Below are 12,061 nucleotides of genomic sequence, written 5' to 3'. Positions count from 1 at the left end.
CCCGGTTCCGGCGAACGGCGGAGGTCCGGCGCACGGCACCCGTGCGCCGGAACTCCGCCGTTGTCCGCCGGCCCTGCGGGTCAGGCTTTCTTACGGGTCGTCATGAAGCGCTGGATCAGGATGAACGCACAGAGCAGCACACCCGTGGCGATCTTGGTCCACCAGGAGCTGAGGGTGCCCTCGAACTGGATGAGGCTCTTGATCAGGCCGAGGACGAGGACGCCGAAGAGGGTGCCCAGGACATAGCCGGAACCGCCGGTCAGCAGGGTGCCGCCGATGACGACCGCGGCGATCGCGTCGAGTTCCATGCCGGTCGCGTGCAGCGGGTCGCCGGACTGGATGTACAGGGTGAACAGGAGGCCGGCGAGCGCCGAGCAGAAGCCGCTCACCGTGTATACCGCGATCTTGGTGCCGCCCTGCGGGAGCCCCATCAGCAGGGCCGACTGCTCGTTGCCGCCGATGGCGTACACCCGGCGCCCGAAGCGGGTGTAGTGCAGGACGTAGAAGGCGATGGCGAGGACGACCAGCGAGACGACCGCGCCGATCGACAGGAAGCCCATGCCGAGCGACACCTGCGCCTGGGCCATCGTGCTGACCCCGGAGTCGCTGATGGAGATCGACTCCTTGCTGATGACCAGGCACAGGCCGCGGAAGAGGAAGAGGCCGGCGAGGGTCACGATGAAGGGCTGGATCTCGAAGTTGTGGATCACATAGCCCATCAGGAAGCCGCCGAACGCGCCGACGGCGAGGGCCAGCGGGATCACAAGGGCGAGCGGCAGCCCTTGGCGCTCCACCAGCCAGGCGGTGAACATCGTGGTGAAGCCGATCACCGAGCCGACCGAGAGGTCGATGCCGCCGGACAGGATGACGAAGGTGACGCCGACCGCGGCCACCAGGAGGTAGCCGTTGTCGATGAACAGGTTCAGGAAGACCTGCGGTTCGGCGAACCCGTAGAACTGATAGCGGGTCAGGCCCACGCCGTACATGGCGAGGAAGAGCAGGGCCGTGGCCGCCACGGGCAGGCGCCGGTCGGCGAGCAGCCGCGCGGCCCTGGACGGCGTACGGCTGTCCGGGGCGGCCGGGGGGCTCTGGGTGGTCGTGGTCATCACGACACCTCCATCTTGGGAGCGGCGTCGGCGGGCGAGGCGGGGTCGGCCGGGGCGGCGGCCGGCCGGGCGCCGCTCTTGGTACCCAACCTCGCGCCGAACTTCGCGCCGAAGACCTTGGCGCGGAACTTCGGGGACTGGAGCAGACAGACGACGATGACGACGGCGGCCTTGAAGACCAGGTTGGTCTGGGTGGGGACGCCGATGGTGTAGATCGTGGTGGTCAGGGTCTGGATGACCAGGGCGCCGACCACCGTGCCGCCGATGGAGAACCGGCCGCCGAGCAGCGAGGTGCCGCCGATCACCACGGCAAGGATCGCGTCGAGCTCGATCCACAGGCCGGCGTTGTTGCCGTCCGCGGCGGAGGTGTTGGAGCTGATCATCAGGCCCGCGATGCCGGCGCACAGGGCGCAGAACACGTACACCATGATCTTGATGCGGCTGGACCTGATGCCGACGAGCCGGCTGGCCTCGGCGTTGCCGCCGACCGACTCGACGAGCAGGCCGAGGGCGGTACGGCGGGTCAGCGCCACGGTGACGGCCACGACCACGGCGACGACGAAGATGGAGAAGGGCAGCGTCAGCCAGTAGCCGCCGCCGATCAGCTTGTACGGCTCGCTGTTGATGGTGATGATCTGGCCGTCGGTGATGAACTGGGCGACACCGCGCCCGGCGACCATGATGATCAGCGTGGCGATGATCGGCTGGATGCCCATCCGGGCGACGAGGAAACCGTTCCACAGGCCGCAGACGACCGCGGCGACGAGCCCCAGGCCCATCGCGAGCAGCACCCCGGACAGGGCGTCCTGGTCGGCCTGGTCGCTGATGTAGGAGCAGGTCAGCGCGCCGGTGATGGCGACGACGGCGCCGACGGAGAGGTCGATGCCGCCGGTGGCGATGACCAGGGTCATGCCGAGCGCGACCAGGATGAGGGGCGATCCGAACAGCACGATCGAGACGAGGCTGCCGTAGAGGTGGCCGTCCGTCATCTTGATCGAGAAGAAGTCGGGGGTGAACGGGACGTTGACGAGCAGCAGGAGGATCAGGACCGCGACCGGCCAGAACAGCTGGTGGTGCGTCAGTGCTCGCCAGCGGGAGATGGTGGTCACTGGTGTTCTCCGCTCGCGATGGTCTCGAGGATCTTGCTGGTGGTGATCTCGGGCCCGTTGGTGATCCGCGCCACCAGCCGTCGGTCGCGCAGCACCGCGATGGTGTGGCTGAGGCGGAGCACCTCCTCCAGCTCGGCGGCGATGTACAGCACGGCCATGCCGTCCTCGGAGAGCGAGACGACGAGTTTTTGGATCTCGGCCTTGGCGCCGATGTCGATGCCGCGGGTGGGCTCGTCGAGGATCAGCAGCTTGGGCTGGGTGATCAGCCAGCGGGCCAGCAGTACCTTCTGCTGGTTGCCGCCGCTGAGCTGGCCGACCCTCGCCTCGGGGTTGGCGGGGCGGATGTCGAGGGCCTTGATGTACTTGGCGACGAGTTCGTCGCGCTGCGCGGGCGGGACGGGCCGGGTCCAGCCGCGGGCGGCCTGGAGGGCCAGGATGATGTTCTCCCGGACCGTCAGGTCAGGCACCAGCCCCTCTGTCTTGCGGTTCTCGGAGCAGAAGGCGACCCCGGCGGCGATCGCGCCGTTCGGGGCGCTGAGCGAGACCTGCTTGCCGTCGACGGTGACCGTGCCGCTGTCGGGGTGGTCGGCACCGAAGAGCAGTCGGGCGAGTTCGGTGCGGCCCGAGCCGAGCAGTCCGGCGAGGCCGACCACCTCACCCTTGTCGATCTGCAGGTCGAACGGGGCGATGCTGCCGGTGCGGCCGAGTCCGTCCGCCTTCAGCAGGGTCTCGCCCGCGTCGGAGCGCAGCTGGTGCTCGTGCAGCTCCTCCAGCTGGCCCATGGCCTTGCCGAGCATCAGTTGGACGAGGCCGACCTGGTCGAGGTCGCTCACCAGGTGCTCGCCGACGAGCGTGCCGTTGCGCAGGACCGTCATCCGGTCGCAGACCTCGTAGATCTGGTCGAGGAAGTGCGAGACGAACAGGATCGCCACGCCCTCGTCCTTCAGCCGCCGCATGAGGGCGAAGAGTTGCAGGACCTCGTCGCGGTCGAGGCTGGAGGTCGGCTCGTCGAGGACGAGCACCTTGGTGCCCGGCCCGCCGCCGCTCCCCGTGCCTTCGTCGTCGCCGATCCCCAACGACCTTACGATCGCCACCAGTTGCTGCACGGCCAGGGGGTACGAGGACAGCGGGGCGGTGACGTCGATGTCGAGGCCGAGCCGGTCCACCAGGCGGGCCGCCTCCTGGCGCAGCCGCTTCCACTGGATGCGGCCCATGCGGGTCGGTTCGCGGCCGATGAAGATGTTCTCCGCCACCGAGAGGTTGGGGCAGAGGTTGACTTCCTGGTAGACGGTGCTGATGCCGGCTTGCTGGGCCTGCAGCGGGCTGGCGAACCGCACGGACTCGCCGTCCAGTGTGATGGTGCCGCCGTCCAGGGAGTAGACCCCTGTGAGCACCTTGATCAGGGTGGACTTGCCCGCGCCGTTCTCGCCCATCAGGGCGTGGATCTCGCCGGGGAAGAGCCGGAAGTCGACGTCCGACAGAGCCCGTACCCCCGGGAACTCCTTGACTATGCCCGCCATTTCCAGGACGGGCCGCGGCTCTGCCATGGCAGCGCTCCTTGTGAGATTGGTTCAGCTCCGCGGGGAGCCGCCGCCGGCACCGATGGTGTTCGGTCGGCCGCGGGGCTCCCCGCCGGTGGGTGCCGTGGGTCAGTACTGGCGGGTCGGGAGCGCGGCCTTGGCCTGGTCCTGGAGGAAGTCGCCTTCCTTGGTCTTGATCCAGCGCTCGACCGGCTGGCCGTCGTGAACCTTCTTCACGACCTCCATCAGCTGGGGGCCGAGCAGCGGGTTGCACTCGACGATGCCGTTGATCTTGCCCTCGGACATGGCCACGAAGCCGTCCTTCACACCGTCGATCGAGACGATGAGGATGTCCTTGCCGGGCTTCTTGCCGGCGGCCTCGATGGACTGGATGGCGCCGATGGCCATGTCGTCGTTGTGCGCGAAGAGGACGTTGATGTCGGGGTTGGACTGCAGGAAGGCCGCCATGACCTGCTTGCCGCCGGCGCGGGTGAAGTCACCGGTCTGGCTGACGACGATCTTCCAGTCGCCGGCGTGCTCGGCGTCCATGACCTCCTTGAAGCCCTTGGCGCGCTCGATGGCGGGGGCGGCACCGGTGGTGCCCTCCAGCTGGGCGATCTTCACCGTGCCCTTGAGGCCGGCCTTCTGGACGACCGTCGCGAGCATCTTGGCGGCGCGGCGGCCCTCGTCGGTGAAGTCGGAGCCGACCAGGGTGACGTAGAGCGAGTCGTCCGAGGTCTCCACCGAGCGGTCGGTGAGGACCACCGGGATCTTGGCAGTCTTGGCCTCCTTGAGGACGGCGTCCCAGCCGGTGACGACCACCGGCGAGAAGGCGATGACGTCGACCTTCTGGGCGATGTAGCTGCGGATCGCGGAGATCTGGTTCTCCTGCTTCTGCTGGGCGTCGGAGAACTTCAGGTTGTAGCCGGCCTTCTTGGCCGCGTCCTTCACCGAGGTGGTGTTGGCGCTGCGCCAGCCGCTCTCCGCGCCGACCTGGGAGAAGCCGAGTGTGATCGTCTTGCTGCCCGCGGAGGACGAGCCGGAAGAGCTCTCGTCCTTCTTCGCGCAGGCCGCCAGGCCGCCCGCCGCCGCCACGCCGACCGCCGCGGTGAGGAAGTTCCTTCTGCTGAGCATGTTCTTCTCCTTTTGGGGAGCCGGCCCGGGGACGGACCTGCTGGTTCTTGGGGACCGGCCGCACCGCGTCCAGTCTGTCGATCGTTGTTCGGTATTTCGGCCACACGGAGGGGCGGTGCGGCCTACGGATCCGTCAGAGGGGCACGCCTTCGGGTGGGGCGGCGTGCGGGAAGGTGCTTGCGCGTACGACGAGTTGGGGCTCGATCGCGATCGGGGACGGGGTGCCGGGGGGCCGGCCCTCGATCATCTCCAGGAGCAGAGCGATGCCCTGCTTCCCGACCGCCGAGAAGTCCTGCCGGACGGTGGTCAGGGGCGGCGCGAAGAACTCCGACTCCGGGATGTCGTCGAATCCGACCACCGCGACGTCCTGCGGGGTCCGCACCCCGGCCTCGCGCAGCGCCCGCAGCACCCCCAGTGCCATCTGGTCGTTGGCGACGAAGACGGCGGTCAGCCCCCGGCCCACCCAGCCGGCCAGCTCCTGCCCGGCGCGGTAGCCCGACGGCGGGCTCCAGTCGCCGCGCAGCAGCGGGGGCGGTTCGATGTCCGCTGCCTCCAGGGTGGCCCGCCAGCCGGCCTCCCGGTCGGCTGCCTCCAGCCAGTCCTCCGGGCCGGCGAGATGCCAGACCGTCCGGTGACCGACGGCGAGCAGGTGCCGGGTGGCCAGGCGGGCCCCCAGCTGCTGGTCCACGCCGACGCTGGGGGTGTCGATGCCCTGTCCGCTGCCCACGACCACCACCGGGAAGGGGCTGCGGAGTTCGGCGAGGGCGTCCACCGCCGAGCGCTGGGGGGCGAGGGCCACCACTCCCTCGACCCCGCCGTCGCTGAGGTGGTCCAGGGCCTCGGAGAGGGTTGTCTTGGTCAGTTCGCGCAGGCTGACGGTGGAGACGATGTAGCCCTCGGCGCGCGCCGCGTCCTCCAGCGCGAACAGGGTGCTGGCCGGCCCGTACAGGGTGGTGTTGGAGGCGATGACGCCGAGCGTCCGGGTGCGGCGGGTGGCCAGGGCCCGGGCCGAGGAGTTACGGCGGTAGCCCATCTCCTCGATCACGCGGAGCACCCTGGCCCGGGTCTCCTCCCGCACGTTGGGGTGATCCCCGAGGACGCGGGAGACGGTCTGGTGGGAGACGCCGGCCCGGCGGGCGACGTCGGCCATGGTGGGCGGCCGCACTTGGGCTTTTGACACGGTCGCACCTCCTTGGCGGTGTTCTGCGGGCGGGTCCTGGTTCGGGGGCGGCGGTTTCCGCGCGGCCGGTTTCACTCCGTGCTGTCCGTGCGCCCAACAGCACTGTTGTGACTGGCTTGTTGGGGCACTTCGGGCACGACGCTCAAACCTCCCGCGCTGACGTCGGACGCCGACCGGTGAATGCGGACGCCATTGTGAGCGCTAACAATTCATGGCGGTCAAGAGGGCTGCAGTGGAACCGCGTCACGGTTGAATAACGCGCCTGGTGGCTGGAGTTGCTTGGAAGCCCGTCCAAGGACGCTCAACCACCGCTCGGACCAGCGAAGTTGAGTAATGCTCGGCTTCGGCGGGCGGAGTTCGAGCGGTGTCGGCGGCCCGGCCCGGGAAGCGAGCTTGCGTGCGACGGGCCGGCGCGCCGATCCGCTGGGGGGCCGCTCTCTCCCGCTCCGGGGAACCGGTGCGATGCGCAGACGGTCGGTGCGCGGGCTGAAGGCGATGGTCTCGCCGGGTCGTTCCTGGAGGAGGCTCTCCTTGCATGCTGTGCATCGGAAGGCGAACTCCCGCGCACCCGGCCACCTTCGGGGTCGCGCAGGTGGGGGGGGAGGGGGGAAGTTCGCGTCGGCGGACGGCACTCGTTGCGCACCGTTGCCCAGGCAGGTCCACACCGGCGCGCCACATCCATGCCTGGCCGAACGCACGGGATGGACGCCCGTGTTGGGAGCGCGGAGGTGCGATCCCTCTGTCGCACCAGCCCGGCCCATGCCGAGGTGTGCGAATCGTGCGTGAACTATTGACGGCACTCGCTGGTTCTCTCATCATCCAGTCTGCTCGATATTCCGACCTGTGTCCGATATACCGAACGCGCCGCTTGAGCCGCATCGCGTCGGCAATCGCACAGCGTCCGATGAGGCCGCGAGAACCGCTCGCTCGAGGATGACGAGGTTCCCCATGCTCAGACGCACTTGCCGGTGCAAACCTCTGCCCGTGGTGCTCGCCGCCACGGTCGCGGCCCTGGCCTTCTTGGGTGCGATGCTCGTCGCCGGCCCGGCGCAGGCGGCCACCACCAGCGCCGTGCGAGGCGTTGCCTCGGGCCGGTGTCTCGATGTGTCGGGCGCCGCCCAGACCGACGGCACGAACGTGCAGATCTGGGACTGCCACGGCGGGACCAACCAGCAGTGGACGCTGACGGACACCAACCAGCTCACCGTGTACGGCAACAAGTGCCTGGATGTTCCGGGCCACGCCACCACGGCCGGCACCCGGCCGGTGATCTGGTCCTGCAACGGCGGCACCAACCAGCAGTGGCGGGCGAACTCCGACGGCACCATCGTCGCCGTGGAGTCCGGACTGTGCCTGGACGTGTCGGGCGGCGCCACGGCCAACGGCACGGCGGTGCAGCTCTGGAACTGTGCCGGCAGCGACAACCAGAAGTGGACCGGTCTGTCCGGCGCGTCCAACTCGTGCGCGCTTCCGTCGGCCTACCGCTGGACCTCGAGCGGTCCGCTGGCGCAGCCGGCCAACGGGTGGCTCTCGCTGAAGGACTTCACCACCACGGTGTACAACGGCAAGCATCTGGTCTACGCCACGTACTCCGACGGCAACTGGCACTCGATGGGCTTCGCCCCTTTCACCAACTGGTCGGACATGTCCACGGCCACCCAGACGGCGATGAACTCGTCCGCGGTGGCGCCCCAGGTGTTCTACTTCGCGCCCAAGAACATCTGGGTGATGGCCTCACTGGGGTGGGGGACTGCCTGGCCCTTCACCTACCGCACGTCCAGTGACCCCACCAACCCCAACGGCTGGTCCGCGCCGCAGGCGCTGTTCACCGGCAGCCTCCCCAGCGGCGGCCCGATCGACCCGACCCTGATCGCCGACGGCCAGAACATGTACCTGTTCTTCGCCAATGACAACGGGCGCATCTTCAAGTCGACGATCCCGATCGGGAACTTCCCGGGCAGCTTCGGCTCCTCGTACACCACGGTCATGACCGACACGGTGAAGAACCTGTTCGAGGCGCCGCAGGTCTACAAGGTCCAGGGCCAGAACCAGTACCTCATGATCGTCGAGGCTCGCGGTGTGAACGAGGACCGCTTCTTCCGCTCGTTCACGGCGTCCAGCCTGAACGGTCCGTGGACCGCGCAGGCCGCCACCGAGTCCAACCCCTTCGCGGGCAAGGCCAACAGCGGCGCCACCTGGACCAACAGCATCAGCCACGGTGACCTGGTCCGCAACAACCCCGACCAGACCATGACCATCGACCCCTGCAACCTGCAGTTCCTCTACCAGGGCCTGGATCCCAGCACACCGAGCTCGACCCCCTACGAGAGGCTGCCGTACCGGCCGGGCCTGCTCACTCTGCAGCGCTGACCCGCCTGATCACACGGTGATCGCGATGTGGTGAGGCCTGCCGACGCCGCGCGGACGAGATGCGGACGGCGGGCCGACTCCAGGGGGCCGGGTGGGTGCCGGATTGCCCAGGGGTACGTTCGGTAAATCGGACGTGTCGGACGTGTTGACGCACTCTCTTTGCCGGATCTAACCTCGGCCCGATTTCACGAACAGTGTTCGAAATACCGTTCAACTCGCTTGATGGGACAGCGGGTTGCTCGTGAAGGCTGCCGGCCGAAGCGCCACGCACCTCACACGCCTTCACGTCCGCTGAGACGCACAGACACCCGGCCCCGCGCCGCAACCGCCCCACCCAAGCGGACGCACGTATTCGCACATCTTGACCCGCCGTCACCAAAGTTCTGGCCGCAGCGGTGAAACACCGCCGTTCGGATCCCTCCGTCCGGTCCACGCGCTGTCCGGGCCCCCTGCCAGACCCAGTCGTCCCGCCACCCCATTCCCCCCTTCGCCCGGCGGTGGCACCCGCACCCGACAGGAGATCTGATGACCGCGCTCCGCGCCCGGTTGACGGTGATATTGCTCGCCGTCTGCCTCCTCTTCACGGGCCAGGCCCTCACCACACCCCAGCGGGCAGCCGCCGTGGACCCCGGCTATCTGATGGTGCACTTCACCGGGGAGGGAGCGACCAACCAGCAGATGTACCTCTCCCACAGCACCGACGGCCTGCACTGGAACGACCTCAACGGCGGCGGCATGGTCCTGCGCTCCACCGTCGGCACCAAGGGCGTACGCGACCCCGCATTCGTCCGATCCCCCGACGGCAGCAAGTACTGGATCATCGCCACCGACCTGTGCATCAGCTGCGGCCAGGACTGGAACGCCGCCATCAACAACGGCAGCCGCAACCTCGTCGTGTGGGAGTCCACCGACCTGATCACCTGGTCGCAGCCGTGGCTCCTCAACGTCGCCGGCGCGATCCCCGACGGCCGCAACGCCTGGGCGCCCGAAGCGATCTGGGACCCCGCGAGCAACGACTACGTCCTGTACTGGGCCACGAACGTGCCCTTCAACGGCGCGACGAAGCACCGCATCTTCGCCGCCCACACCAGCGACTTCCGCAGCATCACCACGCCCCAGCTCTACATCGACCGCCCTGGCACCCAGGAGATCATCGACACCCAGATCATCGAAGTGCCCCCGGGTGTCGGCAACTACCGCTACGTACGGGCCTCCGGCGACGGACAGATCACCCTCGAAGGCAGCAACTCCATCCTCGGCACCTGGACCGAACTCGGCGACCTCTCCGGCATTGGCCTGACCGGGTCGATGGTCGAGGGCCCGATGTGGATGAAGTTCAACGGCACCAACAAGTGGGCGCTCTACCTCGACCAGTACGCCACCAACGGCGGCTACATGCCCGTCACCACGACCGACCCCTCCGACCCCGCCGCCTACCAGAAGCCGGCGTCGACCAGCTACACCATGGGCGGCACCAAGAAGCGGCACGGCTGGATCATGAACCTCACGGCCGCCGAGGAGAGCCGCGTACTCGCCCGCTGGCCCAACACCCCCGTGCAGCGGCTCCAGTCGTACAACTTCCAGGACCGCTACGTCCGCCACACCAACTTCGACGTACGCATCGACCCGAGCGTCACCCCCGCTGACGACTCCCGGTTCCGGCTGCGTCCCGGCCTGGCGGGCACCGGCACCGTCTCCTTCGAGTCGGTGAACTACCCCGGCTACTTCCTGCGCCACGCCAACTACGACTTCCAGCTCGTCCTCAACGACGGCAGCAGCCAGTTCGCCGCGGACGCCACCTTCCGCAAGGTCGACGGCCTCGCCGACGCCGCCTGGTCGTCGTTCCAGTCCTACAACCACCCCGACCGCTACATCCGCCACTACGCCTACCAACTGCGCCTCGACCCGATCACCACGGCGACTGCCCGCAGCGATGCCACGTTCCGCGTGACGAACTGACCCGGCCGTCTCACGGTGACGCCTCACCGTGAGACGGCGACACCCAGGAGCCCTCTCACCTTCCGTTCCGCTCTGTGTAGGAGTTCTTCATGATCAAGAAACAGTGGATACGCCATGTCAGACGCACACTGCTGGCAGCAGGGGCCACCGCCGCCCTCGCCGCCGGCCTGCTCACCGCCACGGCCGCCCCCTCGCAGGCCGCCACCCAGGGGCCGTGCGACATCTACGCCGCCGGCAACACCCCCTGCGTCGCCGCACACAGCACCACCCGCGCCCTGTACGGGGCGTACAACGGCCCGCTGTACCAGGTCAGGCGCGCCTCCGACAACGCGACCAAGGACATCGGCCTGCTGAGCGCGGGCGGATACGCCGACGCCGCGCAGCAGGACTCCTTCTGCGCGAACACCAGCTGCGTCATCACCGTCATCTACGACCAATCGCCCAGGGGAAACAACCTCACCCAGGCACCCGGGGGAGGAGCCGCCGGCGGGCCCGACAACCTCGCCAACGCCGTCGAGGCCCCGGTCATCGTCGGCGGGCACAAGGCCTACGGCGTCTACATCGCCCCCGGCACCGGCTACCGCAACAACAACACCAACGGCATCGCCACCGGCGACCAGCCCGAGGGCATGTACGCGATCTTCAACGGCAAGCACTTCAACGGCGGCTGCTGCTTCGACTACGGCAACGCCGAGACCAACAACCTGGACACCGGCAACGGCCACATGGAGGCCCTCTACTTCGGCAACAACAAGGGCTGGGGCTGGGGCAGCGGCAACGGCCCCTGGGTCATGGCCGACCTGGAGAACGGCCTGTTCTCCGGGGTCAACCGCGGATTGAACGCGGGTAACCCGAGCGTCGACCACCGGTTCCTGACCGCCATGCTCAAGGGCGGCGCGAACCAGTGGGCCCTGCGCGGCGGTGACGCCCAGTCGGGCGGCCTGTCCACCTTCTACAACGGAATACGCCCCACGGCCTCCGGCTACAACCCGATGCAGAAGGAAGGCGCGATCATCCTCGGCATCGGAGGTGACAACAGCAAGTGGGCCCAAGGCACCTTCTACGAAGGCGTCATGACCCAGGGCTACCCGTCGGACGCCACCGAGAACGCCGTCCAGGCCAACATCACCGCCGTCAACTACGACGGCGGCTCGACCAGCACCGGAACCCTCACCCCCGGCTCCCGGATCTCTCTCAAGGCCACCACCTCGCCCTGCTGCACCTCGCACTACCTGCGCCACAACGACGCCGACACCAAGGTCGTCATCTCCAACATCACCTCGTCCAGCTCCGCCACCGACAAGGCCGACGCCACCTGGATCGTCCGGGCCGGACTGGCCAACACCTCCTGCCTGTCGTTCGAGTCCGTCGACAAGCCCGGCCAGTTCCTGCGCCACTACAACTACCAGCTCAACCTGAACTTCGACGACGGCGGCAGCGCCTTCGCCAAGGACGCCACCTTCTGCCCCACCACGGGCAACAGCGGCGTCGGCAGCTCCTTCCAGTCCGTCAACTTCCCGACGAAGTACCTCCGCCACTACAACTACACGGTCTACATCGCCGGCAACGGCGGCTCCAACGCCTGGGACTCCACGACGTCTTGGGCCCAGGACACCAGCTGGCTCACCGCGGCTCCCTGGAACTGACGAGGGCCCGAACCCGTGGGCGGCTCCGGACCGGGGC

General features: G+C 68.4%; 8 protein-coding genes. 3 read left to right on the top strand and 5 right to left on the bottom strand.

Translation table 11 applies throughout. The features are described 5' to 3' along the window. Positions 1-80: 80 nt before the first annotated feature. The 5 genes from yjfF to ACFULQ_RS46105 all read right to left on the bottom strand — a co-directional run bounded on the left by yjfF (position 81) and on the right by ACFULQ_RS46105 (position 6,019). Positions 81-1,106, bottom strand: coding sequence for a galactofuranose ABC transporter, permease protein YjfF (gene yjfF, locus ACFULQ_RS46125; RefSeq protein WP_383556957.1), 1,026 nt, complete (start codon positions 1,104-1,106; stop codon positions 81-83). Beyond that, positions 1,106-2,215, bottom strand: a complete 1,110-nt coding sequence (locus tag ACFULQ_RS46120) for an ABC transporter permease (RefSeq protein ID WP_383556954.1) — start codon at positions 2,213-2,215, stop codon at positions 1,106-1,108. Before ACFULQ_RS46120 ends, yjfF begins: the two co-directional genes overlap by 1 nt. Next, a complete protein-coding gene (locus ACFULQ_RS46115; RefSeq protein WP_383556951.1) occupies positions 2,212-3,762 on the bottom strand; it encodes a sugar ABC transporter ATP-binding protein in 1,551 nt (516 codons plus the stop codon). Before ACFULQ_RS46115 ends, ACFULQ_RS46120 begins: the two co-directional genes overlap by 4 nt. A 102-nt stretch (positions 3,763-3,864) precedes the next feature. Continuing rightward, positions 3,865-4,869 carry an ABC transporter substrate-binding protein gene (locus tag ACFULQ_RS46110; protein ID WP_383556948.1) on the bottom strand — a complete coding sequence of 335 codons (1,005 nt, stop codon included), beginning with the start codon at positions 4,867-4,869 and terminating at the stop codon, positions 3,865-3,867. 133 nt (positions 4,870-5,002) lie between these two features. Further along, positions 5,003-6,019 carry a LacI family DNA-binding transcriptional regulator gene (locus ACFULQ_RS46105; RefSeq protein ID WP_383556960.1) on the bottom strand — a complete coding sequence of 339 codons (1,017 nt, stop codon included), beginning with the start codon at positions 6,017-6,019 and terminating at the stop codon, positions 5,003-5,005. A gap of 978 nt (positions 6,020-6,997) precedes the next feature. Here ACFULQ_RS46105 and ACFULQ_RS46100 point away from each other — a divergent pair. From ACFULQ_RS46100 to ACFULQ_RS46090, 3 genes are all read left to right on the top strand, one after another. Next, entirely contained in the window at positions 6,998-8,419 is a 1,422-nt protein-coding gene (locus ACFULQ_RS46100; protein WP_383556946.1) for a non-reducing end alpha-L-arabinofuranosidase family hydrolase, read from the top strand. Positions 8,420-8,944: 525 nt separating this feature from the next. Beyond that, on the top strand, positions 8,945-10,378 hold the full coding sequence (locus tag ACFULQ_RS46095; protein WP_383556943.1) for a glycoside hydrolase family 43 protein: 1,434 nt from the start codon (positions 8,945-8,947) through the stop codon (positions 10,376-10,378). Between the two features lie 89 nt (positions 10,379-10,467). After that, positions 10,468-12,024, top strand: a complete 1,557-nt coding sequence (locus ACFULQ_RS46090) for an alpha-L-arabinofuranosidase B (RefSeq protein ID WP_383556940.1) — start codon at positions 10,468-10,470, stop codon at positions 12,022-12,024. Positions 12,025-12,061: the final 37 nt, after the last annotated feature.

Source organism: Streptomyces sp. NPDC057253 (assembly GCF_042669125.1).
GTDB lineage: Bacteria > Actinomycetota > Actinomycetes > Streptomycetales > Streptomycetaceae > Streptomyces.
This window is presented reverse-complemented; position numbering and strand designations above follow the sequence as displayed.